The sequence below is a fragment of the Brevundimonas aurantiaca genome, assembly GCF_904830995.1.
Taxonomy (GTDB): domain Bacteria; phylum Pseudomonadota; class Alphaproteobacteria; order Caulobacterales; family Caulobacteraceae; genus Brevundimonas; species Brevundimonas aurantiaca.
The window spans coordinates 662,707-687,805 of the sequence record NZ_CAJGVD010000001.1 but is presented as its reverse complement, the minus strand read 5'-3'; the positions used below and the strand labels follow the sequence as shown (position 1 = coordinate 687,805).

At 65.7% G+C, this 25,099-nt stretch carries 27 protein-coding genes; 19 read left to right on the top strand and 8 right to left on the bottom strand.

Translation table 11 applies throughout. The features are described 5' to 3' along the window. The first annotated feature begins 49 nt into the window (after positions 1-49). The 3 genes from JMT67_RS03465 (at position 50) to ygiD (ending at position 2,400) form a co-directional block, all read left to right on the top strand. Positions 50-883, top strand: coding sequence for a M15 family metallopeptidase (locus JMT67_RS03465; RefSeq protein ID WP_233455781.1), 834 nt, complete (start codon positions 50-52; stop codon positions 881-883). 151 nt (positions 884-1,034) lie between these two features. Then, positions 1,035-1,637: an NAD(P)H:quinone oxidoreductase gene (wrbA, locus tag JMT67_RS03460; protein WP_183215350.1), complete on the top strand. Its 603-nt coding sequence runs from the start codon at positions 1,035-1,037 to the stop codon at positions 1,635-1,637. A 4-nt stretch (positions 1,638-1,641) separates the two neighbouring features. Next, positions 1,642-2,400, top strand: coding sequence for a 4,5-DOPA-extradiol-dioxygenase (gene ygiD, locus JMT67_RS03455; protein WP_183215352.1), 759 nt, complete (start codon positions 1,642-1,644; stop codon positions 2,398-2,400). A gap of 6 nt (positions 2,401-2,406) precedes the next feature. Here the strand turns inward: ygiD and JMT67_RS03450 are convergent, their stop codons facing one another. Further along, positions 2,407-3,960, bottom strand: a complete 1,554-nt coding sequence (locus JMT67_RS03450; RefSeq protein ID WP_183215354.1) for an AMP-binding protein — start codon at positions 3,958-3,960, stop codon at positions 2,407-2,409. 183 nt (positions 3,961-4,143) lie between these two features. Between JMT67_RS03450 and lipA the strand changes: the two genes are divergently transcribed. The 14 genes from lipA to JMT67_RS03380 all read left to right on the top strand — a co-directional run bounded on the left by lipA (position 4,144) and on the right by JMT67_RS03380 (position 16,904). Beyond that, complete coding sequence (lipA, locus tag JMT67_RS03445; RefSeq protein ID WP_183215356.1) at positions 4,144-5,106, top strand: lipoyl synthase; 963 nt, start codon at positions 4,144-4,146, stop codon at positions 5,104-5,106. A 7-nt stretch (positions 5,107-5,113) separates the two neighbouring features. After that, positions 5,114-5,566: a type II toxin-antitoxin system RatA family toxin gene (locus JMT67_RS03440; protein ID WP_191554040.1), complete on the top strand. Its 453-nt coding sequence runs from the start codon at positions 5,114-5,116 to the stop codon at positions 5,564-5,566. Further along, positions 5,563-6,678 carry an NAD(P)/FAD-dependent oxidoreductase gene (locus JMT67_RS03435; protein WP_183215358.1) on the top strand — a complete coding sequence of 372 codons (1,116 nt, stop codon included), beginning with the start codon at positions 5,563-5,565 and terminating at the stop codon, positions 6,676-6,678. The genes JMT67_RS03440 and JMT67_RS03435 overlap by 4 nt, the downstream gene beginning before the upstream one ends. Beyond that, on the top strand, positions 6,675-7,226 hold the full coding sequence (locus JMT67_RS16460; RefSeq protein ID WP_182713070.1) for a sugar O-acetyltransferase: 552 nt from the start codon (positions 6,675-6,677) through the stop codon (positions 7,224-7,226). Before JMT67_RS03435 ends, JMT67_RS16460 begins: the two co-directional genes overlap by 4 nt. 133 nt (positions 7,227-7,359) lie before the next feature. Then, positions 7,360-7,542 (top strand): 50S ribosomal protein L32, encoded by a 183-nt coding sequence (gene rpmF, locus JMT67_RS03425; RefSeq protein ID WP_054765894.1) that lies wholly within the window; start codon positions 7,360-7,362, stop codon positions 7,540-7,542. Positions 7,543-7,622: 80 nt separating this feature from the next. Beyond that, a complete protein-coding gene (locus JMT67_RS03420; protein WP_224760940.1) occupies positions 7,623-8,255 on the top strand; it encodes a hypothetical protein in 633 nt (210 codons plus the stop codon). Between the two features lie 89 nt (positions 8,256-8,344). Next, positions 8,345-9,622, top strand: coding sequence for a phosphopyruvate hydratase (eno, locus tag JMT67_RS03415; RefSeq protein WP_201462695.1), 1,278 nt, complete (start codon positions 8,345-8,347; stop codon positions 9,620-9,622). Positions 9,623-9,761: 139 nt separating this feature from the next. Continuing rightward, entirely contained in the window at positions 9,762-10,061 is a 300-nt protein-coding gene (locus JMT67_RS03410; RefSeq protein WP_054765891.1) for an FtsB family cell division protein, read from the top strand. A 133-nt stretch (positions 10,062-10,194) separates the two neighbouring features. Continuing rightward, positions 10,195-11,223, top strand: a complete 1,029-nt coding sequence (gene pdhA, locus JMT67_RS03405; protein ID WP_054765890.1) for a pyruvate dehydrogenase (acetyl-transferring) E1 component subunit alpha — start codon at positions 10,195-10,197, stop codon at positions 11,221-11,223. Between the two features lie 3 nt (positions 11,224-11,226). Further along, a complete protein-coding gene (locus JMT67_RS03400) occupies positions 11,227-12,606 on the top strand; it encodes a pyruvate dehydrogenase complex E1 component subunit beta (protein ID WP_201462694.1) in 1,380 nt (459 codons plus the stop codon). Next, on the top strand, positions 12,603-13,916 hold the full coding sequence (locus JMT67_RS03395; RefSeq protein ID WP_201462693.1) for a pyruvate dehydrogenase complex dihydrolipoamide acetyltransferase: 1,314 nt from the start codon (positions 12,603-12,605) through the stop codon (positions 13,914-13,916). The genes JMT67_RS03400 and JMT67_RS03395 overlap by 4 nt, the downstream gene beginning before the upstream one ends. A gap of 15 nt (positions 13,917-13,931) precedes the next feature. Further along, positions 13,932-14,411, top strand: a complete 480-nt coding sequence (locus JMT67_RS03390; RefSeq protein WP_201462692.1) for a glutathione peroxidase — start codon at positions 13,932-13,934, stop codon at positions 14,409-14,411. A gap of 2 nt (positions 14,412-14,413) precedes the next feature. Next, positions 14,414-15,820: a dihydrolipoyl dehydrogenase gene (lpdA, locus tag JMT67_RS03385; RefSeq protein WP_201462691.1), complete on the top strand. Its 1,407-nt coding sequence runs from the start codon at positions 14,414-14,416 to the stop codon at positions 15,818-15,820. A gap of 328 nt (positions 15,821-16,148) precedes the next feature. Continuing rightward, on the top strand, positions 16,149-16,904 hold the full coding sequence (locus JMT67_RS03380) for a sulfotransferase domain-containing protein (protein ID WP_201462690.1): 756 nt from the start codon (positions 16,149-16,151) through the stop codon (positions 16,902-16,904). 481 nt (positions 16,905-17,385) lie between these two features. Here JMT67_RS03380 and JMT67_RS03375 read toward each other — a convergent pair whose 3' ends face one another. The 3 genes from JMT67_RS03375 to JMT67_RS03365 all read right to left on the bottom strand — a co-directional run bounded on the left by JMT67_RS03375 (position 17,386) and on the right by JMT67_RS03365 (position 21,193). Continuing rightward, positions 17,386-17,568: a DUF3606 domain-containing protein gene (locus JMT67_RS03375; RefSeq protein WP_201462689.1), complete on the bottom strand. Its 183-nt coding sequence runs from the start codon at positions 17,566-17,568 to the stop codon at positions 17,386-17,388. An 80-nt stretch (positions 17,569-17,648) separates the two neighbouring features. Next, positions 17,649-18,740, bottom strand: a complete 1,092-nt coding sequence (locus JMT67_RS03370; protein WP_233455780.1) for a PLP-dependent cysteine synthase family protein — start codon at positions 18,738-18,740, stop codon at positions 17,649-17,651. Between the two features lie 95 nt (positions 18,741-18,835). Further along, entirely contained in the window at positions 18,836-21,193 is a 2,358-nt protein-coding gene (locus JMT67_RS03365) for an ATP-dependent helicase (RefSeq protein WP_233455779.1), read from the bottom strand. A 146-nt stretch (positions 21,194-21,339) separates the two neighbouring features. Between JMT67_RS03365 and JMT67_RS03360 the strand changes: the two genes are divergently transcribed. Then, on the top strand, positions 21,340-21,567 hold the full coding sequence (locus JMT67_RS03360; RefSeq protein ID WP_152950337.1) for a hypothetical protein: 228 nt from the start codon (positions 21,340-21,342) through the stop codon (positions 21,565-21,567). Here JMT67_RS03360 and JMT67_RS03355 read toward each other — a convergent pair. Both JMT67_RS03355 and JMT67_RS03350 read right to left on the bottom strand, forming a co-directional pair. Continuing rightward, positions 21,548-22,267, bottom strand: coding sequence for an SIMPL domain-containing protein (locus JMT67_RS03355; RefSeq protein ID WP_201462687.1), 720 nt, complete (start codon positions 22,265-22,267; stop codon positions 21,548-21,550). The genes JMT67_RS03360 and JMT67_RS03355 overlap by 20 nt on opposite strands. 24 nt (positions 22,268-22,291) lie before the next feature. Then, positions 22,292-22,516 (bottom strand): ribbon-helix-helix domain-containing protein, encoded by a 225-nt coding sequence (locus JMT67_RS03350; RefSeq protein WP_183215373.1) that lies wholly within the window; start codon positions 22,514-22,516, stop codon positions 22,292-22,294. Positions 22,517-22,654: 138 nt separating this feature from the next. Here JMT67_RS03350 and JMT67_RS03345 point away from each other — a divergent pair, with 138 nt between their 5' ends. Beyond that, positions 22,655-23,548, top strand: coding sequence for a DMT family transporter (locus tag JMT67_RS03345; protein WP_201462686.1), 894 nt, complete (start codon positions 22,655-22,657; stop codon positions 23,546-23,548). A 3-nt stretch (positions 23,549-23,551) separates the two neighbouring features. On the opposite strand, the gene JMT67_RS03340 is transcribed toward JMT67_RS03345, so the two are convergent. Both JMT67_RS03340 and JMT67_RS03335 read right to left on the bottom strand, forming a co-directional pair. Then, the gene (locus JMT67_RS03340) at positions 23,552-23,740 is read right to left on the bottom strand and encodes a DUF4169 family protein (RefSeq protein ID WP_201462685.1); all 189 of its coding nucleotides are present in this window, start codon (positions 23,738-23,740) and stop codon (positions 23,552-23,554) included. A 2-nt stretch (positions 23,741-23,742) separates the two neighbouring features. After that, complete coding sequence (locus JMT67_RS03335) at positions 23,743-24,978, bottom strand: patatin-like phospholipase family protein (protein ID WP_201462684.1); 1,236 nt, start codon at positions 24,976-24,978, stop codon at positions 23,743-23,745. Positions 24,979-25,099 lie beyond the last annotated feature (121 nt).

The window sequence follows — 25,099 nt, the reverse complement described above, 5'->3', positions numbered from 1 at the left end:
GGCCGGCTTAGGGCTTGCTGGGGGCATGTGGCGAAGCTGTCTCGCGTTGATGACCCTCTGGGCCGTTCTGGCCTTCGCCGGCGCAGCGCGCGCGGCTGGGCCGTGCCATACCAATGCGGATGTCTGGGGCGGGCAGGCCCTGGCCAATGCGGCCTCGGCCTATGGGATGGACTGGGCGCCGTTCGGCGCGACCGAATACGGCTGGATGACCTATGTCCCGCTGATCCAGCAGGAGCTGCACACGCGTTGCGGGCCCGGCACGCCGATCTTCGCCTCGCAGCTGGCGGGGTTCCAGCAAACCCACGGCCTGGCGCCGACCGGCCTGTTCGACGCGGAGAGTTTTCAAGTGTTGCGGGGCCTGTGGCAGGAGCGGCGGCCGTTCGTCATGGCGCGAACCCGTGGCGAATGCCCTGATCCGCCGCCGATCAACCAGCTGGGCTATCTGGTCGCGTCAGAGGAGCACGCCGACCGGCTGACCCGCCTTTTGCGGCGCGACGTGCTGGACGCCTATCGCCGGATGGTCGCCGCCGCCCGGGCCGAGGTTCCCGAGATCGCCGCCGATCCCGAACTGCTGCAGATCTTCTCAGGCTTCCGCGATCCCGAGGCGGACGCGGCGCGCTGCGCCCAGCAGGGCAATTGCGACGGCCTGCGCCGCGCCGTCTGCTCGCCGCATCGGACGGGGACGGCGGTCGATCTGTACGTCGGCCAGGCGCCGGGCCGGGGGGTGGATTCGACCGCGCCCGCCAGCCGCGAATATATGGCGCGCGGGGCGACCTATCGCTGGCTGGTCGCGAACGCCGGGCGGTTCGGCTTCGTCCCCTATGTCTATGAGCCCTGGCACTGGGAATATGTGCGACCCTGGGATCCCTCGTTCGCGCCCTGAGCCGGTTGGACGAAGCGCCGGTTCTCATTTCAGTTCTTGACTGAAACGAACGTGAACTTCGAGAGGGGGCTTGCATGGCGTCAAGCGAGACGCCAAGTTAGCAACGGTCGTTGTTGCGAATGACGGCCGTGACATTCAACGGAGTCCTCCCTTGCCCAAGATTCTCGTCCTCTACCACTCGACCTACGGCCATTTGGAAATCATGGCCGAAGCCGTTGCCGAAGGCGCGCGCCAGGTCGAAGGCGCCGTGGTCGACATCAAGCGCGTGCCGGAGACCGTGCCGGAAGAGCTGGCCAAGGCCTCCCACTACAAGCTGGATCAGGCGGCGCCGATCGCGAAGATCGACGACCTGAAGGACTATGACGCCATCATCATCGGCGCCGGCACCCGCTTCGGCTCGGCCGCCTCGCAGATGCGCGCCTTCCTGGACCAGGCCGGAGGCCTGTGGTTCACCGGCGCCCTGATCGGCAAGATCGGCGGCGCCTTCACCGCCACCGCGACCCAGCACGGCGGTCAGGAGACCACCTTCCAGGGTCTGCACAACTTCTTCATGCACCACGGCATGCCGGTGGTCGGTCTGCCTTATTCCTTCCAAGCGCAGATGACCCTGGACGCGGTGCACGGCGGCTCGCCCTATGGGGCGACGACGATCACGGGCGGCGACGGCTCGCGCATGCCCAGCGAGATCGAGCTGGACGGCGCCCGTTTCCAGGGCAAACATATCGCCGAACTGGCCAAGAAGCTGCACGGCTGATCCGATGCGCCAGCCCGCGCTCTTCTTCGGTCATGGTTCGCCGATGAACGCCCTGGGCGGTCCCTACGGGGCCGCCTGGCGCGACCTGGGCGAGGCCGTGGGCAAGCCCGAGGGGATGGTGATGATCTCCGCCCACTGGGAGACGCGCGGGCTGGGCGTCACGGCGCAGGAGAAGCCCGAGACCATCCATGATTTCGGTGGTTTCCCGCGCGAACTTCACGAGATGCAGTATCCCGCGCCCGGCTCGCCAGCCCTGGCGGCCCGAGTCGCGGAACTGACCGGGGCGGTGCAGACGACGCAGTGGGGCCTGGATCACGGGACCTGGTCGGTGCTTTGCCATGTCTGGCCAGAGGCCGATGTGCCGGTGGTCCAGTTGTCGCTGAACCGCCAGCTGACGCCGCGCCAGCATTACGAGCTGGGCAGGACCCTGAGACCGCTGCGGGACGAGGGAATCGTGATCGCCGGCTCGGGCGACTTCGTCCACAATCTGCGGACCTGGAAGCGGGAGGCGGGGGCCGAGCCCTACGCCTGGGCGACCGGGTTCAATGAGGCGGTGAAGGCGGCGTTCGAGCGCGGCGACCATGAGGCCCTGATCGACTGGGTCGGTCTGGCCGAGGACGCCCAGCTGAGCGTGCCGACCGACGAGCACTTCCTGCCCGTGCTCTATGTGGCCGCCCAGCAGGCGGTCGGGGAGGCGGTGAGCTTCTTCAACGACCGGATCGACGGCGGTTCGATCTCGATGACGGGGGTGCGGATCGGGTGAGCCCGATCACGCCGCCTTGTCGCCCTCGACCATCTTCTGGATCGTCACATAGTCGGTCTTGCCGGTGCCCAGGACCGGGACCTCGGCGACCTTGACGATCTTCTTGGGGACGATCAGCTCGGGCGCGCCGTTGGCGCGGGCCCATTCCGCCAGGGGCGCGACCTCGGCCCCGGCGTGGTCGGTGACCAGGACCAGTTTTTCGCCCTTGCGGGTGTCTGGAATGGAGACCACGGCGTGACGCTGGTCCGGCCAGACCGCGCCGGCGATGCCTTCGACCGCCGTCAGGGAGACCATTTCGCCGCCGATCTTGGCGAAGCGTTTGGCGCGGCCCTTGATGGTGATGTAGCCCTCGGCGTCCACATCGACGATGTCGCCGGTGTCCAGCCAGTCGTCGCCCACCGCATCCCAGGCCAGGGGCTCGGCGGCCGTGACATAGCCGCTCATGATGTTGGGCCCCTTCAGGAACAGCCGGCCGCCCTCGTCGATTCCTTCGACCGGCTCCAGCTTCCAGTCCATGCCGGGCAGGATCTGGCCGACGGTGCCGGGGGCGTTGCGGTCGGGATGGTTGACCGCCACCACAGGCGAGGCCTCGGTCGCGCCGTAGCCTTCCAGCAGTTCGACCCCGCCGAACTTGGTGTTGAACAGGTTGCGGGTCTCCTCGCGCACCTTTTCGGCGCCGGCGACGGCGAATTTGAGGGTGGCGAAGTCGCCGGGCTCGGCGACCCGGGCGTACTGGCTGAGGAAGGTGTCGGTCGCGAACAGAATGGACGCCTTCACCTGGGGCAGCAGGTCGGTGATCTGTTTGGCGTGAAGCGGCGAAGGGTACTGGAAGGCCTTCAGACCCTGAAGCAGGGGCAGGACGACGCCGCCGGTCAGGCCGAAACAGTGGAAGGTCGGCAGGGGATTGAACATCACCCATTCCGGCAGAAGGTCGATATGGGCCGCGACCTGTCGGGCGTTGGCGACCAGGTTCTTCTGGCTCAGAACCACGCCCTTTGGCGTGCCGAAACTGCCCGAGGTGAAGAGCACCACGCCCGGCGCGTCCGGAGCGGTCTTGATGCGGAACCGTTTGGGCGCGGCGCCGGCTGCGAGACCGTACAGCTTGTCCTGAAGCCCGATGGTCTTGCGTATGTCGTCCAGCCAGACGATCTCAGCCCCCGTCTCGAGCTCCGCGATCAGATCGTCCAGCTTGGCCTGGTCGATGAAGCGTCTGGCGGTCAGGACCTTCTTGACCCCGGCGGCCTTGATGGCGGCCTTCAGATTGGCCTCGCCGGCGGTGAAGTTGAGCATGACCGGCACGCGGCCGTGGGCGTGCAGGCCGAAGAAGGTGACGACCACGCCCATGGACGACGGCAGCAGGATGGCCACCCGCTCGCCCAACTCGGTCATATTGGCGATCTTGCGGCCCAGAACGAAGGCGGCGCGGATCAGGCCCGTGTAGGTGAGGGGGTGGCGATCCTGGTCCTCAAGGATCTCCTTGTCCCCGAACCGGGCGCGCGCCTCGATCAGGGCGTCGATCAGCGAGGTCTCGTACAGCGAAGGGTCCAGATCCTGGCGCAAACGCGTCTCCTGCGGAGGGCGCGACAGGCCCTCTCTGTTGTCGGGCGTCCGTCAATAATGACGCAACGGCGTCTTGAAAAGATGCGTAACGTCGCGTGAGTTCCTGGGGCGGCGATCGTGCGCGCCATCATCTGTAACCGCCTGTGGCTTGCCTTTGCCCCCCGGAAGGCCGAAATACCGGCCATGGTGACCCTGATCGACACCCTTCAGCGCAAGCCGTCGGAGCTGCGCCACCCGGAAAAGCAGAACCGTCCGGAGTCGGTCGTTCTGAAAAAGCCCGACTGGCTGCGGGTCAAGGCGCCCGGATCGGGTCAGTATAACGCCACCAAGGACATCGTCCGGTCCAAGGGACTGCACACCGTCTGCGAGGAGGCGGCCTGCCCGAACATCGGCGAGTGCTGGAGCCAGAAGCACGCCACCCTGATGATCATGGGCGACACCTGCACGCGGGCCTGCGCCTTCTGCAACGTCAAGACGGGCCTGCCCCAGCCGCTGGACCCGGAAGAGCCGGGCAAGGTCGGGCTGGCGGTGTCGCAGATGGGCCTGAACCATGTGGTGATCACCTCGGTCGACCGCGATGACGTGGCGGACGGCGGGGCGGCCCACTTTGCCGAAGTGGTGCGCCAGATCCGCCTCCAGGCGCCGAACACCACCATCGAGATCCTGACGCCCGACTTCCTGCGCAAGGACGGGGCGGCGGCGGTGATGATCGACGCCAAGCCCGACGTCTTCAACCACAATCTCGAGACCGTTCCGCGCCTGTATCTGAAGATCCGGCCCGGCGCCCGCTACTTCCACAGCCTGCGCCTGTTGCAGATGGTCAAGGAGCGCGACCCGAACCAGTTCACCAAGTCCGGCATCATGGTCGGCCTGGGCGAGACCAAGGAAGAGGTCATGCAGGTGATGGACGACATGCGCTCCGCCGGCGTCGACTTCATCACCATCGGCCAGTACCTGCAGCCGACGCGCAAACACGCCGCCATCGACCGGTTCGTGACCCCTGAAGAGTTCAAGGCCTATGAGGCGATCGCCCGGGCCAAGGGCTTCCTGATGGTGTCCTCGTCGCCGCTGACCCGTTCGTCGCACCACGCCGGCGACGACTTCGCCCGGCTGAAGGCCGCGCGCGAGGCGCAGCTGCGCCGCTAAATTCCGTATGGCCGTCCACCGCGTAACGCGCATTCTTCCCTATGCGCCCGAACAGCTTGCCGATCTGGTCGCCGATGTGCGCGCCTATCCCGACTTCGTGCCCTGGGTCACCTCGATGCGGGTCTGGAACGAGCGGGCCGAAGGCGAGGGCGTGACCGTGCTGGACGCCGAGGCGGGGGTGGGCTTCTCCTTCCTGAAGGAGCGGTTCTCCACCTGGGTCCGGCATGATCGTAATGCGCCCAAGGTCGAGGTCGGTCTGCTGCGAGGGCCGTTCAAACATCTGAAGAACCGGTGGGAGTTCTTCCCGCATCCCGAGGGGACGCGGCTGGAGTTCATGATCGACTTCGCCTTCAAGTCGCGCATGCTGGATCTGATGCTGTCGGCCAATTTCGACCGGGCGGTGGAAAAGCTGATCGGCTGTTTCGAGGCCGAGGCGATGCGGAGGTACGGCAGGCGATGAGTTTCGATTTCGATGCGACCGTCGTGGGCGCCGGGGCCGTGGGCCTGGCCTGCGGACGGGCGTTGTCGAAACGGGGCCTGACGGTGCTGGTGCTGGAGAAGGAAGGCCATATCGGCCAAGGCGTCTCCTCGCGCAATTCCGAGGTGATCCACGGCGGCCTCTATTATCCGACCGGATCGCTGAAGGCGCGGTTCTGCGTCGAGGGGCGGCGGGCGCTCTATGACTTTCTGGCCAGCCACAAGATCGATCACTGGAAATGCGGCAAGCTGGTGGTGGCGACGCAGGAGTCGGAGGTCGAGCGGATCGAGGCCATCTTCGAACAGGCGACGGCGAACGGGGTCGAGGGGCTGGAGCACCTGACCGGCGCCCAGGCGCGGGCGCTGGAGCCGGAACTGAACGCCCACGCCGCCATCCTGTCGCCCGAGAGCGGCCTGTTCGACAGCCACGGCTATATGCTGGCCCTGCAGGGCGAGATCGAGGATGCGGGCGGATCGGTGGTGGTCTCGGCGCCGTTTGAGGGGGCCGAACCCCTGCCGGGCGGCGGCTTCACGATCCGCGTGGGCGGGGAGGGGGCGATGGCGGTCTCCTGCCGTCTGCTGGTGACGGCGCCCGGTCTGGCGGCCCAGGCCGTGGCGGCGGCGATCGAGGGCTATCCGGCAGAGGACATCCCCGCCGGCCATTTCGGCAAGGGGGTCTATTTCCGGCTGGTCGGCAAGGCGCCGTTCGACCGGCTGATCTATCCGCCGCCGATTCCCGGCGCCCTGGGCACCCATTATCGCAAGGACCTGGGCGGTCAGGCGGTGTTCGGCCCGGACCTGGCCTATGTCGAGAGCGAGGACTATTCGGTCGATCCGGCCAAGGCGGAAGAGTTCGCCGGCTATATCCGTCGCTTCTGGCCGGGGCTGCCTGATGGAGCTTTGACCCCGGACTACGCGGGCATTCGGCCCAAGCTGCACGGGCCTGGCGAGCCGCAGCCGGACTTCCAACTGCACGGGGTCGAGCGCCACGGCATGGAGGGGCTGATGGCTCTGTTCGGCATCGAAAGCCCAGGTCTGACCAGCTCCCTGGCCATCGGCGAGGCCGTGGCCGCCGCCCTGACGGAGGCCGCATGACAGAAAGAGAAAAGATGCTGGCCGGCCTGCCCTATGATCCGGGCGATCCGGACCTGCGCGACGGCCGCGCCCGCGCCGTGGCCCTGACCGTCGCCATCAACGCCGAACCGGATCGAGACCGGCGCCGCGCCCTGGTCAACCAACTGGTCCGGGCGTCGGACAGCGCGGCGATCATCATGCCGGGCTTCTACTGCGACTACGGGGTCAACATCCATTTCGGCTCGAACGCCTTCGTCAACGCCAACAGCGTGTTTCTGGACTGCGCGGAGATTCGAATCGGCGACAACTTCCAGGCCGGTCCCGGCGTGCAGTTGCTGACGCCGGAACATCCGCTGGACGCCGTCGAACGGCGGGGTAGGGAATCCGCCCGGCCGATCGTCATCGGCGACGATGTCTGGATCGGCGGCGGGGCGATCATCCTGGCCGGCGTCTCCATCGGCGATCGGGCGGTGATCGGCGCCGGCAGCGTCGTCACCCGAGACGTTCCGGCGGACGTCGTGGTGGTCGGCAATCCGGCCAAGATCGTCCGCCGCCTGACGCCCGCTTAAACGCCTTGAAATCGTCGCGCGGTTCATGCATAAGCCGCGCCTCGCGTGGCGGTCCGGTGGGCCGCCGCTATTGTTTTCGCGCCAGACAGGCTTCGGCTCTGGGCGGCGCCCGACTTAGAAGATTGAGACGGACATGGCCGTTCCGAAGCGCAAAGTATCCCCCTCGCGTCGCAACATGCGCCGCGCCCACGACGCCCTGACCTCGAACGTCTATGTCGAGGACAAGGACACCGGCGAGCTGAAGCGCCCGCACCACATCGACCTGAAGACCGGCACCTATCGCGGCCGTCAGGTTCTGACGCCGAAGGAAGACTAGTCTTTTCCTCCCGGCCCGGTCGCCGACCGGACGAAGAGATTTACGGCGCGCGGTGATCCGCGCGCCGTTTTCGTGCGTTCATGGCGGCGAAGCTTGTTCTGGAGACCTTGCCGATGATCCGTTTCGCCGCCGTCAGCGCCGTGGCCTTGTTGACCCTCTCAGCCTGTGAACGTCGCGATGAACCGGCGCCCACGCCGGTTTCCCCGCCGCAGACCACGCCGGCGGCCGCAGACCCCAACGCCCTGACCAGCGACGGCCTGGGCCCGGCGCGAATCGGCATGACGCGGGCCGAACTGGTTCAGGTCTGGGGCGAGGATTCGCAGCCCAATGCTGTCGGCGGCCCCGATCCCGAGACCTGCGACGAGTTCCATCCCACGAAGGCGCCCGCGGATGTGAGGGTCATGATTCAGAACGGCGTCCTGACCCGGATCACCGCCGCCCGTGAGGCGACGGTCAAGACCGACCGCGGCTTCGGCGTCGGTGAAGACGGCATGGCGATCAAACAGGCCTATGGCGGCGCCGTCTTCGCCCAGCCGCACAAATATGAGCCGGCTCCTGCGGAGGATCTGTTCGTCTGGTCGCGCGGCGGCTCCACCGCCTATGTCGTCGATCCTGCGGCGCGCGGCCTTCGCTATGAGGTCGGCGCCGACGGCAAGGTGAAAGCGATCCATGCGGGCGATCCGTCGATACAGCTGGTCGAGGGCTGTTCCTGACGGCGAGGGGCGCGGCAGCCATTGGCGATTCGCAGGGAGACGGCTAAACCCCTCGGACCTGTTTTTCGCCTGAGCCAAAGAGCCGAGCCATGACCGACATCGCCGACATCGTCGCCCGCCAGATTCTCGACAGCCGGGGCAATCCGACGGTGGAAGTGGATGTGATCCTGGATGACGGCTCTTTCGGCCGCGCCGCCGTGCCCTCGGGCGCCTCGACCGGCGCCCACGAGGCCGTCGAACTGCGTGACGGCGACAAGGATATGTGGGGCGGCAAGGGCGTGCAGAAGGCGGTCGACGCCGTCAACGGCGAGATCTTCGACGCCCTGTCCGGCATGGACGCCGAGGACCAGCGTCGGATCGACGAAGCCATGATCGAGCTGGACGGCACGCCCAACAAGGGCCGTCTGGGCGCCAACGCCATCCTGGGCGTCTCCCTGGCCGCCGCCAAGGCCAGCGCCATTTCGGCCGGCCTGCCGCTGCACCGCTACATCGGCGGCGTCTCGGCCCGCGTCCTGCCGACGCCGATGATGAACATCATCAACGGCGGGGCCCATGCCGACAATCCGATCGACATCCAGGAGTTCATGATCCTGCCGACGGGCGCCGAGACCTTCACCGACGCCCTGCGCATGGGTACGGAGATCTTTCACGCCCTGAAGAAGCAGCTGAAGGACGCCGGCCACAATACCAACGTCGGGGACGAGGGCGGCTTCGCGCCGAACCTGGCCTCGGCCGAGGAGGCTCTGAGCTTCATCACCAAGGCGGGTCAGGCCGCCGGCTATCTGGCCGGTGAAGACTTCCACCTGGGTCTGGACGTCGCCTCGACCGAGTTCTTCAAGGACGGCAAGTACGTCATGGCCGGCGAGGGCAAGACCGTCGACGCCGAGGGCATGGCCGCCTATCTGGTCGATCTTTGCGAGCGGTTCCCGATCGTCTCGATCGAGGACGGCATGGCCGAGGACGATTTCGACGGCTGGCGCCTGCTGACCGAACGTCTGGGTGACCGGGTCCAGCTGGTCGGCGACGATCTGTTCGTGACCAATCCGGCGCGTCTGGCCGTCGGCATCGGCGAGGGTCTGGCCAACTCCATCCTGATCAAGGTCAACCAGATCGGCACCCTGTCGGAGACCCTGGACGCCGTCGATATGGCGCACCGCGCCGGCTACACCGCCGTGATGAGCCATCGCTCGGGCGAGACCGAGGATTCGACCATCGCCGACCTGGCCGTGGCCACCAACTGCGGACAGATCAAGACCGGTTCGCTGGCCCGCTCGGACCGGGTGGCCAAGTACAATCAGCTGCTGCGCCTGGAGGAGATGCTGGGCGACCAGGCCGTCTATTTCGGCGACGGCATGCTGCTGCGCTAAACCAGTGAATTGTCGGCGAAGAATCAGCGTTCTTTGCCGACTTTCTTAAGGCCAAGCTACTTTTCGTTAGGCATTTTCGGGCACAGTTAATGAACTGTGTCTCTCGCGCTCAGAAGGAGCGTCTGTCTTGCCCGAACGGATGAAGCCGTACCGCCTGTCCATCGTCCTTTTGCTCCTGCTCGCCTATCTTGGGGTGCAGGCCCTGACGGGCGAGCGCGGCCTGCTGAGCGGATCGTCGCGGGACGCCCTGCTGGGGCAGCGCGAGGCGCAGCTCGCCCATCTGACGGAACAACGGCGCGATCTGGAAACCCGCGTGCGCTATCTGCGCAGCGACAGCCTGTCCAAGGATCTGCTGGAGGAGCGGGCGCGCGCCGTTCTCGGGTTTTCGGACCCGCGCGACTATGTGATTGCTGTTCAGGCGCAATCCGTTCAGGGGTGAAAATCCTCCCCACTTGAACTATTGTTACAGCTTGGCCCGCCCCCCTTTGCGTTTCGGGAACGAAGGCTGCTAAAGCCCCCTTCCGTAACGATAAGAAGGCGTCGCTCCCCGGCGCCTAGCCGGGAGATGCCGGATGGCGAAAGCCCCAGCCAAAGCCGCTCAGACCACTGCGCCTGACAAACTGCCGAACACGCCTTCGGCCTCCAAGGAGGACCTCCTCCGCTATTACCGTGAGATGGTGCTCATCCGCCGCTTCGAGGAGCGGGCGGGCCAGCTTTACGGCATGGGTCTGATCGGGGGGTTCTGCCACCTGTACATTGGCCAGGAAGCCGTGGCCGTGGGCGTTCAGGAGAGCGTCAAACAGGGCCATGACAAGATCATCACCGGCTACCGCGATCACGGCCATATGCTGGCTGCGGGCATGGATCCGAAGGAAGTCATGGCCGAGCTGACCGGCCGCATCGGCGGTTCGTCGAAGGGCAAGGGCGGCTCGATGCACATGTTCGACGTGCCGACCGGCTTCTACGGCGGCCACGGCATCGTCGGCGCCCAGGTGGCGCTGGGCACGGGCCTGGCCTTTGCAGGCAAGTACCGCGGCGACGATTCGGTGGCCTTCGTCTATTTCGGCGACGGCGCCTCGAACCAGGGTCAGGTGTACGAAAGCTTCAACATGGCCCAGCTGTGGAAGTTGCCGGCCATCTACATCATCGAGAACAATCAGTACGCCATGGGCACGAGCATCGAACGCTCGTCCTCCACGACCCAGCTCAGCCAGCGCGGCGCCAGCTTCGGCATTCCCGGCGAACAGGTCGACGGCATGGATGTTCTGGCCGTCCGTGATGCGGTCAAGAAGGCGGTCGAGCGCGCCCGCGCCGGCGAAGGTCCCTACATCCTTGAGGTCAAGACCTACCGCTATCGCGGCCACTCCATGTCCGATCCGGCCAAGTACCGGACGAAGGAAGAGGTGGACGAGGTCAAGAAGACCCGCGACCCGATCGATCACGTCAAGACCCTGCTGGCCGCCGCCAATGCGACGGAAGACGAGCTGAAGGCCATCGACAACGAGATAAAGGCCATCGTCGCAGAGGCCGTTCAATTCGCTCAAGAAAGCCCGGAACCCGATCCGTCCGAGCTCTATACCGACGTCTACGTGGAGGCCTGATCCGTGACCGACATCCTCATGCCGGCGCTGTCCCCCACGATGGAAGAGGGCACGCTGACCAAATGGCACATCAAGGCGGGCGACACCGTGTCGGCCGGCCAGGTGATCGCCGAGATCGAAACCGACAAGGCCACGATGGAAGTCGAGGCCGTGGATGAAGGCGAAGTGCTGGAGATCCTGGTCGCCGAAGGCTCGGAGAATGTGAAGGTCAATACGCCGATCGCGCGTCTGGCCGGCGAAGATGGGGCGGCTGCGCCCGCGCCGAAGGCCGAGTCCGACAAGGCACAGGCCGATGCGCCGACGGCGACCGCAGAGGGCAAGACCGGCGATCCCGAAAAGGCCCCGACCCAGACCGCTAGCCCCAAGGTCGAACTGCGCGATCCGGAAATTCCGGCCGACGCCAAGCTGGTGAAGACGACCATCCGTGACGCCCTGCGCGACGCCATGGCCGAGGAAATGCGCCGCGACGACAAGGTCTTCCTGATCGGCGAGGAAGTCGCCCAGTATCAGGGCGCCTACAAGGTCAGCCGCGAACTGCTGCAGGAGTTCGGCGACCAGCGCGTCGTCGACACCCCGATCACCGAGCACGGCTTCGCCGGTCTGGGCGTCGGCGCCGCCATGGCGGGCCTGAAGCCGATCGTCGAGTTCATGACGTTCAACTTCGCCATGCAGGCGATCGACCACATCATCAACTCGGCCGCCAAGACCCTGTATATGTCGGGCGGTCAGATCCGCGCCCCCATCGTCTTCCGCGGCCCGAACGGCGCGGCCTCGCGCGTCGGCGCCCAGCACAGCCAGGACTATTCGGCCTGGTACGCCCAGGTTCCTGGCCTCAAGGTCATCGCCCCCTATGATGCGGCCGACGCCAAGGGCCTGCTGAAGGCGGCCATCCGCGACCCGAACCCGATCGTCTTCCTCGAACACGAGATGATGTACGGGCTGGAGTTCGACGTGCCGGAGGTCGAGGACTATGTCCTGCCGATCGGCAAGGCCAAGGTACGCCGCGAAGGCCGCGACGTCACCATCACCTGCCACAGCCGCATGGTCGGCTTCGCCCTGCAGGCCGCCGAGAGGCTGGCCGAGGAAGGCATCGAGTGCGAGGTGGTCGATCTGCGCACCCTGCGTCCGCTGGACACCGACACCATTGTCCAGAGCGTCAAGAAGACCAGCCGCCTGGTCTCGGCCGAAGAGGGCTGGGGTCCGATGGGCGTGGGCGCCGAGGTGGTGGCCCGCGTCATCCAACACGCCTTCGACTATCTGGACGCCCCGCCGTTGCGGGTGCACCAGGAGGACGTGCCTCTGCCCTACGCCGCCAATCTGGAAGCCCTGTCGCTGCCGGGCGTGGACAAGATCATCGCAGCCGTGAAGCAGGTGATGGCATGACCGATATCCTGATGCCGGCCCTGTCTCCGACCATGGAAGAGGGCGTCCTGGCCAAGTGGCATGTGAAGGTCGGCGACGTCGTCTCCGCCGGGGACGTGATCGCCGAGATCGAAACCGACAAGGCCACGATGGAAGTTGAGGCCGTGGACGAGGGCGAGATCACCGACATCCTGGTCGCTGAAGGCACGGAAGGGGTGAAGGTCAATACGCCCATCGCCCGACTGAAGGATGAGGGCGGCGCGGCGTCCCCAAAGGCCGACAAGCCCGCCGGCCCTTCGACGAGCGACAAGCCGGCTCAGGCCGGCCATGAAAGCGGACAGGCCGTGGCCACGCCCGAAGGCGTGAAGTCCGCCGAGGCCGTTCTGCCGCCTAAGAGCGCGCCGGCGCCGAAGTCCGAAAGCGGCCAGCGCATCTTCGCCTCACCCCTGGCGCGCCGGATCGCGGCTCAGAACGGCGTCGATCTGAAGTCGGTCAAGGGCACCGGTCCGCATGGGCGCATCGTGCGCCGCGATGTGGAAGCCGCCGGCAAGGGATCTGTCCAGCCCGCCGCTGCCGCTGCGACGCCCGCCGCCGCTGAGCCCCGCAAGGCCCTGTCCCTGGCCCAGATGGGTATCCCGGACGGCAGCTACGACCTGATCCCGCTGGACGGGATGAAGAAGGCCGTGGCGCGGCGGATGGTGGAGAGCGTGCAGAACGTGCCGCACTTCCCCTTGTTCATCGACTGCGAGATCGACCAGCTGATGGCCGTCCGCGCCAAGGTGAACAAGATGCTGGAGCCGCAGGGGATCAAGGTCTCGGTCAACGACTTCGTCATCAAGGCCGCCGCCCTTGCCCTGAAGATGGTGCCGGAGGCGAACGCCTCCTACACCCCCGAAGGCATCGCCATGCACCACAACGCCGACATCTCCATGGCGGTGGCGATCGACGGCGGCCTGATCACCCCGATCATCAGGAAGGCCGAGACCAAGGGTCTGGCGCAGATCGCGACCGAGTCCAAGGACCTGGCCAAGCGCGCCCGCGACCGCAAGCTGAAGCCGGAAGAGTTCCAGGGCGGCACCTTCTCGGTGTCCAACCTGGGCATGTTCGGCATCAAACAGTTCACCTCGATCGTCAACGAGCCCCAGGGCTGTATCATGAGCGTGGGCGCGGGCGAGCAGCGGGCCGTGGTCAAGAACGGCCAGGTGGTTCCGGCCACGGTCATGACCGTGACCCTGACCTGCGATCACCGCGTGGTGGACGGCGCGACCGGCGCCCGCTTCCTGCAGGCGTTCAAGCCGCTGATCGAAGATCCCGTCGCGATGCTGGCGTAGGGGGAGGAGATAGTCATGACCTCGGTCTATGACTTCTCCGCCCGCGCCATCGACGGCGCCGAGGTGTCGCTGGACCGTTTCCGCGGTCAGGCGCTGCTGATCGTCAATACCGCGTCTAAATGCGGCTTCACCGGCCAATACGAGGGTCTGGAGAAGCTGCATCGGGATTTCGCCGATGCGCCGTTCGAGGTGCTCGGCTTTCCCTGCAACCAGTTCGGAAATCAGGAGCCGGGCAGGGCGGCGGAGATCGCCGTCTTCTGCGCCACCAGTTTCGACGTGAGCTTCCCCCTGTTCGACAAGGTGGAAGTCAATGGGCCGAACCGGCATCCGCTCTATGCCTGGCTGACCAAGCAGAAACGGGGCTTCCTCGGCTCCCAATCCATCAAGTGGAACTTCACCAAGTTCCTGACCGACCGCGAGGGCAGGGTGGTCGCCCGCTACGCCCCGCAGACTGAACCTGAGGCCATCAAGGCCGACATCGAGAAGTTGATCTGATCATGGCTGCTGAATTCGATCTCGTCGTCATCGGCTCGGGCCCCGGCGGTTACGTCGCGGCCATCCGCGCCAGCCAGCTGGGCCTGAAGGGCGCCATCGTCGAGCGCGAGAACCTGGGCGGCATCTGCCTGAACTGGGGCTGTATCCCGACCAAGGCCCTGCTGAAGTCGGGCGAGAAGTTCGAGAGCCTGAGCCATCTGAAGGAATACGGCCTGTCGGCGTCCGGCGCGTCGTTCGACTTCGACGCCATCATCCAGCGCTCGCGCGGCGTCGCGGCGACGATGAACAAGGGCGTCGCCTTCCTGATGAAGAAGAACAAGATCGAGGTGATCGAGGGTTCGGCCAAGCTGGAGAAGGGCGCTGCGGCGCCCAAGGTCGTGATCGCCCTGAAGGCCGGCGGGTCGCGCACGGTCGAGGCCAAGTCGGTGATGCTGGCGGTCGGCGCGCGGGCGCGCGCCCTGCCGCAGATCGGTCTGGAGGCCGACGGCGACAAGATCTGGGCCTATCGCGACGCCTTGGCGCCGAAGAAGCTGCCCAAGACCTTCGTGGTCATTGGCTCGGGCGCCATCGGCATCGAGTTCGCCAGCTTCTATCGCGCCCTGGGCGCCGAGGTGACGGTCGTGGAGGCGGTCGAGCGCATCATGCCGGTCGAGGACGAAGAGGTCTCCAAGGCCGCGCAGAAGTCGTTCGAGAAGCGCGGGATCAAGTTCAAAGTCGGCGCCAAGGTGACCAAGGTCTCCAAGACCGGCGCGGGCGTGAAGGTCGACATCGAAGTCGGCGGCAAGGCCGAGGTTCTGGAGGCCGAGGTCTGCATCTCGGCGGTCGGCATCACCGCCAACACCGACGGCATCGGCCTGGAGGCCCTGGGCGTCGAGCTGGACCGCGGCCATATCAAGACCGACGGCCACTGCCAGACCAACGTCAAGGGCCTGTTCGCCATCGGCGACTGCGCCGGCGCCCCCTGGCTGGCGCATAAGGCCAGCCACGAAGGGATTCACGCCGCCGAATATATCGCCGGCTACAAGACCCCCAATGTCGTCTCGCCCATCGCCGGCTGCACCTACGCCCAGCCGCAGGTCGCCTCGGTCGGCGTCACCGAACAGGCCGCCCGCGCCGAGAAGCGCGAGGTCAAGATCGGCCGGTTCCCATTCCGCGTGAACGGCAAGGCCGTGGCCTCGGGCGAGCCGGACGGCTTCGTCAAGGTGATCTTTGACGCCAAGACCGGCGCCCTGATCGGCGCCCATATGATCGGTCACGAAGTGACCGAGATGATCCAGGGCTATGTCACCGCCATCACCATGGAGGCGACGGAAGAGGACATCCACGGCATCGTCTATCCGCACCCGACCATGTCGGAAGCCATGCACGAGGCGGCGCTGGACGCCTATGGGCGGGTCCTGCACATCTAATCCTGCCGTGACGGTCATCCTCCAGCGCGATCTTGAGGATGACGGCGAGGAGGAGCAGCACGACAGTCTTGTCGACTCCTATTAAACTCGCATCGCGGTGAAAAACCGTTTCAACAGCTTGGCCGATGCTTCACCGGAAATCGGGCCGCTGACGCCACGATTATAAAGACGTCCGACTTCACTCGTGGTTTTGGATCTCATACACATATACAGACATAGCGCCCGTCGTCTTTACCTTGAAAAGACGCTCATTGTGATCGAGGTTCTTAAGGGTGCAGGCCAAGTCGGACATATCCTGTAGATCGATTGATTTTTAAATAGGTGTTTCGTGAGACTGGTTCCTTTTTTTCTGTTTGGCGCGGCAAGATCCGGAACAAACGCTCTGACGTGGGCGCTAGAAAAGTCTGATCAGATTTCTGTGCGGAACGAAGATAGCCCGGATTGCTTCGATCAGTTTGTACTTAGAGACAAAGTTTATATCGATGCTGTTTTGAGCAATTCGGCGCCTGACCCTGTTTTCTTCAAATCGTTTCATGATACGCCGCGAGCGCGATACCTACTCGAAAGCTATCCCGGTTCTCGCGCTGTTTACATGATTCGTCAGCCAGCCGACTGTATAGGATCGTTTGTAAACGAATTTGGCAACGCTGGGGCGCTGGTGTGGCTGGAACGCTTTTCTTCGGCCGCAAATGAGCGTGGCGGCATGCTATTGCATATGTGCCGCGATGATCCTGTTGCAACCGAAATTGCCATTAATCAGGCTCGGTTAATGCTTGAAGAAATTTCAATATGTGAAGCTTCCACTGCAAATGTAGCTGCTTGTTATTATATATGGGCGCATTCGTTTATTCATCATATTCAGCTTTTTAGAGATGCGCGATTTTTGTTGCTAGACTACGATGCTATGGTTGCCGATCCGCAGGTCGCGATTGATCGAACCTGTCGACATTTTTCGATAGAGCGCTTGAATATAGATGCAGACTATTGGTTCTCAGGGCGTCGGTTTGGTAAGGAATTACAAATATCATCGCGATTGATTTCAAAATGTGAAGCGGTATACGAGGAATTTTGCCATGCGTTGTAGATAGTGTGCTTAAGGAGAGCTACTGGCGCGTTCAACTTTTCCACAAAATCTGAAATTAGGTTATGAAGACTCTCGCGATCTGGTCTGTGATCTCGTGCTGCCCGACGCCTATGTCACCTAGCGCCGGGAGCTAAGGAAAATCGAGATGATGCAAGCAGAAATTTCTGCCTGCCGAATATATATTAGGCCGAAACGGCGATAATAAATTCAAATTTATGAGTCCAGCTTGATGTTCGGTTGCCTTTGTTGTGTAAAGATGTTCGGCGTGGTGTTGTGAGTTTGGCCGGTTAGGCTGCCCTATATGCAGGGGGTGACTCCTAAGAACGAAGAACACGTCGTTGCGTGGCATCCTTCAGCCAAATCGCGTCAAATGAGTTAACTGCCGTTGATGATTTTGCATTCGCTCCGAAAGTTGGATTGATCCATACCGGTACTTAAGGGCTGCTGCGGAGTAACCTACGCGATCTGCAATCGTGTTGCTCTAACGCTTCTTGCTCAACTCCGCCGCGATGTCCTTGGTCATGCGGCCGACCTTGCGGTGGGCGGCGATGATCTGGTCCTTGGTCACGCCCCAGCGTTTCATCCAGTATTCGACCGACTGACGCTCGGTCAGGTCGATGCGGTCCTTGTCGATGAAGCCGCGCTTGTCCTTGAGGCCCGCCATGGTCGGCTCCTGTGGAGGTTCGGACCGTTTGCGGCCTCTCGGCTCTTCTTAGTCCTGTCCATCCCGACAAGACAGCCGGTTCAGGCCTTGGGCAGGACGCCGGTTTCGAAGAAGGCGTCCAGGCGGGCCTCCCAAGGGACGGTGTCGAGGCCCTGGGCGGCGATCCAGGCGTCGTCGAAATAGGTGGAGGCGTAGCGGTCGCCGTGGTCGCACAGGATTGACACGATCGAACCGCATTCGCCCGCCTGCGCCATCTCCTGGGCGAGTTCGACACAGGCCCACAGGTTGGTGCCGGTCGATCCGCCGCAGGGGCGGCCCAGACGCCGGCTGAGGACGCGCGCAGCGGCGATTGAGGCGACGTCGGGGACGACGATCATCCGATCCACCACGCTGGGGATGAAGGAGGGCTCGACCCGCGCCCGGCCGATGCCCTCGATCAGGGACGGTCGATCGGCGCTGCTCTGGACCGCCGCTTCGGCCCAGTGACGGTGAAAGACCGAGGCTTCCGGGTCGGCGACGCAGATCCGGGTGTCGTGGCGATTGAACCGGGCGAACCGGCCGATGGTCGCCGAGGTGCCGCCGGTGCCGGCGCCGCACACGATCCAGCGCGGGATGGGGCAGGGCTCGCGTCGCATCTGGGCGAAGATGGATTCGGCGATATTGTTGTTGCCGCGCCAGTCCGTGGCCCGTTCGGCATAGGTGAACTGGTCCATGTAGTGGCCGCCCAGTTCGTCGGCGAGCCGCTGGCTCTCGGCGTAGGCGTCGCCGGGCACGTCCACGAAATGGCAGCGTCCGCCGTAGAATTCGATGGCGGCGATCTTCTCCTGGGCGGTGGAGCGCGGCACCACGGCGATGAAGGGCAGGTTCAGCATCCGGGCGAAATAGGCTTCGGACACGGCGGTCGAGCCGCTGGACGCCTCGATGATGGTCATGCCCTCGCCGATCCAGCCGTTGCTGAGGGCGTAGAGGAACAGCGACCGCGCCAGACGGTGCTTCAGGCTGCCGGTCGGGTGGCTGGATTCGTCCTTCAGATACAGGGCGATGTCCGACAGGGCCGGCATGTCCACCGGGATCAGATGGGTGTCGGCCGAGCGGTTGTAGTCCGCCTCGATCCGCCGCATGGCCCAGCTCAACCAGGCGCGATCAACGGTGGGACGGGCAGGGGCGGACATGGCGGACTCGGTCGCAGACAGGAAGGCGATGGCTTAGGCCAAAGCTTGGCCGACGGCAAAGGCGGATGATCGCCGCCACGCCGACGTCGCTCCGTTCAGTCCGCCTTCTCCACGAAACTGTCGATCACCCGTTTCTCGCCCGCCTTTTCGAAATCGACCAGCAGCTTGTTGCCCTCTATGACGCGGACGTGGCCGTAGCCGAACTTCTGGTGGAAGACGCGCTGGCCGCGCGCCCATCCTGAGCTGGACTTCGGGTCCGCCGTGGCGATCAGGCGGCCGTCGCCCTCGATCACGGCCTTGCGCGCGGGGATGCGGTTCGGCGTCTGTGCGGCGGTGAAGCTTTGGGCCCGTTTCCAGCCGGGGGAGGAATAGCCGCTGCCGAAGCTGGGCGCGTCGTCCCAGCGGCTCTTGGCCTCCTTCATGCCGGTCGAGGCGCCGTAGTAGCCGGTGTCGGATTGTGGATCGACGTGGGCGATGGGCAGTTCGTCGACGAAGCGGCTGGGCAGTTGCGAGGTCCAGCGGCCATAGACCAGGCGGTTGGCGGCGAAGGAGATGCGAGCGTCCTGCTTGGCGCGGGTGACGCCGACATAGGCCAGGCGGCGTTCCTCCTCGAGGCCCTTCTCGCCCTTTTCGTCGATGCTGCGCTGGCTGGGGAAGACGCCTTCCTCCCAGCCGGGCAGGAAGACCAGCGGGAACTCCAGTCCCTTGGCGCCGTGCAGGGTCATGATCTGGACCGCCCCGTCGCCGTGCGGGTCCTCGGCCGTCGCCCGTTCCAGGTCCATGACCAGGGAGACATGCTCCAGATAGGCCTGCAGCGTCTCGAACTGCTGCATGGACTGGGTCAGTTCCTTCAGGTTCTCCAGCCGCGTCCGGCCGCTGGTGCGGTCGGCCTTCTGCATCTCAGTGTAGCCGCTCTCCTCCAGCACCGTCTCCATGACCTGCCAGTGAGGCGTGGTCTCGGCCAGGGCGCGCCAGCGGTCCAGGTCGCGCACGAAGTTGGACAGGGCGGTGCGGGTGCGGGCCTGAAGCTCGTCGGTGTTGATCAGGCCTCGCACGGCCGTCAGGGCGGACAGGTCGTGCTGGCGGGCGATCTGCAGGATCTTCTGGACGCTGGTGTCGCCGATGCCGCGCTTGGGGACGTTGACGATCCGCTCGAAGGCCAGGTCGTCGTCCTCGGACTGGATCAGGCGCAGATAGGCGTGGGCGTCGCGGATTTCGGCGCGTTCGAAGAAGCGGGGGCCGCCGATGACCTGGTAGGGGATGGCCAGCATGACCAGCCGCTCCTCGAAGGCGCGCATCTGGAAGGAGGCGCGGACCAGTATGGCCATGTCCTTGTATTTCAGCCCCGGCTTGCCGGCGTGGGGGCGACGCGCGGTCTCGATCTCATCGGCGATCAGACGGGCCTCGGCCTCGCCGTCCCAGACGCCGCGCACCCGCACCTTGTCGCCGCTGTCGTCCTCGGTCCACAGGGTCTTGCCCAGACGGTCGCGGTTGGCCGCGATCAAGCCCGAGGCGGCGCCCAGGATATGGCTGGTCGAGCGATAGTTGCGCTCCAGCTTGACGATCTTGGCGCCGGGGAAGTCGCGCTCGAAGCGCAGGATGTTGTCCACCTCGGCCCCGCGCCAGCCGTAGATCGACTGGTCGTCGTCGCCGACGCAGCAGACATTGCCGGTCGAGGCCGTCAGCAGCCGGAGCCACAGATACTGGGCGACGTTGGTGTCCTGATATTCGTCGACCAGAATGTAGCGGAAGCGTCGCCGGTATTCCTCGGCCAGGTCCGCGTGCTTGGACAGGATGGTGATGTTGTGCAGCAGCAGATCGCCGAAGTCGCAGGCGTTCAGGGTGCGCAGGCGGGCCTGATAGGCGGCGTAAAGACCCTGGCCCTTGCCGTTGGCGAAGTCTTCGCCCGGCGGCAGTTTCTCGGGCGTCCAGCCGCGGTTCTTCCAGTGGTCGATCAGGCCGGCCAGGGATTTGGGCGTCCAGCGCTTGGTGTCGATATTGGCGGCTTCCAGCAGCTGTTTCAGCAGCCGTTCCTGGTCGTCGGTGTCCAGTATGGTGAAGCTGGACTTCAGCCCGACCAGTTCGGCGTGGCGGCGCAGGATCTGGGCGGCGATGGAGTGGAAGGTGCCCAGCCAGCGCAGGCCTTCGGCGGAGGGGCCGATCAGATGGGTGATCCGTTCGCGCATTTCGCGCGCGGCCTTGTTGGTGAAGGTGACGGCAAGAAGCTCCCACGGGCGGGCGCGGCCGGTGGCCAGGATGTGGGCCAGTCGCGTCGTCAGCACCCGCGTCTTGCCCGTGCCGGCGCCCGCCAGGACCAGGACCGGGCCTTCCGTCGTCTCGACCGCCTCGCGCTGCTCGGGGTTCAGTCCAGACAGATAGTCGCGGGCCTCTCCCTCCTGCGGCGCACGCGCGCGGGCCAGGTCTGAAATACGGGGGGCGGGAAGATCGGTCACAGGCGGCAAGCGGTCCGGGCGGTCAGAATCGAAGAAGGGAACATAAGGGGACCAGACGGCGATGTCAGGACCGGTCCGGAAATGAACTGCGGAACCGGTTCCGCCGAGGCTCTGTTCCCCTGACGATGCAACGGAAGGCGCAGAGGATGACCCGACCATCGGACCGAAGACCTGGACAGGACGGAGGCGGTTGGCGGGCTTTCGTCCTCGGCATGGTCGGCATGTTCGCCGTCATCGCCGTGTGGGTCGCCCTGGTCGAATCGACGGGTGAGCGGGAGGTCGACGAGCGGCGACCGACCGAACGGCCCGCGTCCGAGATCGTCCAGCTGGGCGAGGTACAGGCGCCGGACGGGCCTATTTCAGACTATAGGTGATGGTGGTCACGACCCGGACCTTCTTGTCGATGGAGCCGGATTCGTCGCCGCCCGCGCCGTCGCGCGGCAGGATTTCGAAGGAGCCCTGGGTGGCCTGACGAATGGGGCCGAGCGGCGTGCCCGAGTCCTTGGCGAATTGTTCGGCGCCGGTGCGGGCGGCGGCCGTGCCTTCGGCGATCATCTGGGGCCGGACGGCGTTCAGCTTGGTGAAGATGTAGGAGGGGCCCTGGAAGTCCTGAAGCACCACGCCCTGACGGACCAGGTCGTTGAGGGCGCGGGTGGTGGCCTGGACGCGGGCGACGTCGCCGGTGCGGACGATGACGGTCTGGGCCAGGATGAAGCGGGGGCCGCCGTTCTGGACGCCGTATTCCCGAGACCGCGTGTCGGCCACCTCCAGCCGTCCCAGATCGACGGCCTCGGCCGGGTAGCCCTGCGACCTCAGGAACTGGCGGACCAGGGCTAGGTCGCCGTCGATCCGGGCCTGGACTTCGGACAGGACCTCGCCCGAGGCGGTAAAGCGCAGCGGGAGGACCGCGAGATCGGCCTTCACCTCGCGCTCCGACAGGCCGCGCACGGTCACGGTGCGGTCGCCGGCGCGGGCGTGGACCACGCCCTGGCCGATCAGGGCCCCGGCGCCGATCAGACCGAGGGCGATTAGACCGCCGAAGGCGGCGGCGGGGATCAGGCGCGGGGTGTCCATTCGAGGCTCCTTTGACGACCCATGTTACGCGCCCGGACCGTGCTCCGCCACCCAGGACAGGGCCAGAAGGCGGCAGGCGGAGGCGAGGGGACGACGCCCGCGGCCGGCGTCGATATCGGCCAGCAACTGCGCCTTGCTGAAGCCGCGGGCGGCGGCGATCCGATCCAGAACCGCCCAGAATTCCGGCTCCAGGGCCACGGAGGTGGCATGGCCCGCCAAGACCACTGAACGCTTGGTCAGGCCGCTCATCGCAGCCCGGGTCGGGGAGAGTGGACAGGGGCGCGGCGCATGGGCTTCCTTTTCGGCGGGTGTCACATTCGGGCGCAAGACGTGAGGGGCGCCGATGGGGCGACGGTGGTATCCGGACGCCGCCAACCGGAGTCTTGCATGAGTCGCCCTGTCACCGTCCTCGCCATCCTGGTCTGCGCCCTGATCTGGGGCACGACCTGGTTCGCCATCACCCTGCAGCTGGGCGTGGTCGATCCGATCGTCTCGATCGTCTGGCGTTTCGGCCTGGCGTCGCTCGTTCTGTTCGGCTTCTGCGCGGCGACGCGGCGGCCGTTGAGGCTGACCCGCGCCCAACATCTCGCGGCCGTGGGGCAGGGCGCCTTCGTCTTCGCCGTAAGCTACGGCTTCGTCTATGCGGCGGAGGAGCGGGTGGCCTCCGCCGTGGTGGCCGTCATTTTTGCGGCCCTGGCCTTCGTGAATCTGGTGATGTTCCGGCTAGTTGAGCGGCAGAAGGCGTCCGCCGGCGCCTGGCAGGGGGCGGTGCTCGGGATTTGCGGCGTCGCGGTCCTGTCGTTTGGCCAACTGGCGGGAACGGGGGCTTCCGCCGGATCGGCGCCGGGGCTGGGCATTGTGCTGGCCCTCGTCGCGGTGCTCGCCTCCGCCTTGGGCAACTGGTTTGCCTGGCGCGGTCAGCAGGCCGGAGCCCCGGTCATGGCCGCCACAGCCTGGGCCATGGCCTATGGCACGGCCATGTTGGCTGCTTACGGGCTTGCAACCGGAGTGGAGTGGCGGGTTGAGGCGACTCCCGCCTATGTTCTGTCCCTGCTGCACCTGTCGCTTTTCGGATCGGTCATCGCCTTCGGCCTGTACTTCACCCTGGCGAAACAGAGGGGGTTCGCCCTCGCCAGCTATATCTCGGCCCTGACCCCGCCGATCGCCGTCATCATGTCCGTTCTGTTCGAGGAGGCGGAGGTCGGCGTGACCATGCTGGTCGGGCTGGCCCTTGTGCTGGTGGGCCAGGTCTTGCTGATCCGGGCGCCCAAGGCGGCTTAAGGCTCAGTCCTCCGTCGGCGTCTCGCGCTTCTGAGCGTCCAGGCGACGCTCCGCCCGCTCCTGCTCGGTCCGGGCGGCCTGTTTCTCGCCCTTGGAGCGTCCGTGGACGACACGGTTCGCCGCAGCGCGGATCTTGTCTTCTGACTTTGCGCGGGCTTTGCGCGCCCGGTTCAGGTTGATGATTTCAGCCATGGTCAGTTCTGCTTTTCGGGCCTGTCGGCCTCGTGGGGTCTCAGCGGCTCGGGGACCTCGTCGGCGGGCAGGGCCTTCGCGGGAAGGAAGCCAGGCGAAGGGTCCGGCCGATCCAGCCGGGTCCAGGCCTCGGCGGACCGACCCTGCCGGCGCCCCAGTTCGAACAGGGCCGTCATAGTCTTCTGGTCGAACTCCAGGCTGGAAGCCTCGACATTATCGGGAATGGCGGACAGGGACAGGCTCATCCCGTTGCGCCGGGCGAAGGCGGCGGTGGTCGCCAGATGGGCGCGCAGCGAAGCCTTGCTCATGCTGTCGTAGCTGCGCATCAGGATTGCGGTCAGCCGACCGGGCGTGACCCCTTCGTTGCGGCCGACCTGGCCGTTGACCACGACATAGAGGGCGCCGCCGCCGGGCTCGTCCTGCGGCCGCGTCCACAGGGCCAGGGGCTCGGGGATGGCGAGGAAGGGGGTGTTGACCCCGCCGTCGGCGTGCATTTCCATCACTACGGTCTGGTCCGGTTGAAGACCGGCGATCAGCACGGGCGGAAAGACGCCCGGGATGCTGGCGGACGCCACCAGCACCTCCTTGAACAGGGCGCGCGAGTTTTCGTCGTTCTGGCTGGCCAGCAGGCCCATGTCCCAGATGACCGTCTCCTCGTTGTCCAGATTGGTGGTGGCGACCAGCAGGCGGCGGCCCTTGGCGTGTTCGCGGGCGATGGCCGCCAGGAGGTCGGGGGTCACGTTCTCGTCAACGAGAGTCCGGAGCGCCGAGGCGCTGTAGAGGCTGGGGTAGAGGAAGAAGGCCAGGCTGCGCCAGCTCAACAGGCTGCTGGCGCCCCCGTCCGTATAGGCGTGGCCCAGCTGGGGGTCCCATTCGGAACCGGCGAAGGCGAAGGGGGCGGCCAGGGCGCCGGTGCTGACGCCGGTGACGATGTCGAAGACCGGCCGGTCGCCCCGCTCGGTCCAGCCGACCAGCACGCCTGCGCCATAGGCGCCGTTGGCCCCGCCGCCGGACAGGGCCAGGATCGACAGATCATGTTTCTGAGCCAGGCGCTGGCCGACTTCTTCAGTGAAGGCCTCGAGGCGCACGGCGTCATTCGTGCGGATCCGCGGGTCCTGAGCCGGGATCAGAGCGCCATCGGCCAGGCGCAGCGGGCCTTCCGGCCGCTGCAGGGTGCCGCAGGCGGCGACGGACCAGGCCATCATCATCGCCAGCAGGGTCGAACAGGCGCGTTTCATATGTACCTCGACGATCCGTGAAGGAGCCGGCGGCCGAGCTCGGGCCCGTCCCAGGTTCCTTATACAGCAGTAAGCTATGCGGTTTGAAACCCGCTCGTGGCGCATCCGTTTCATGGGACCA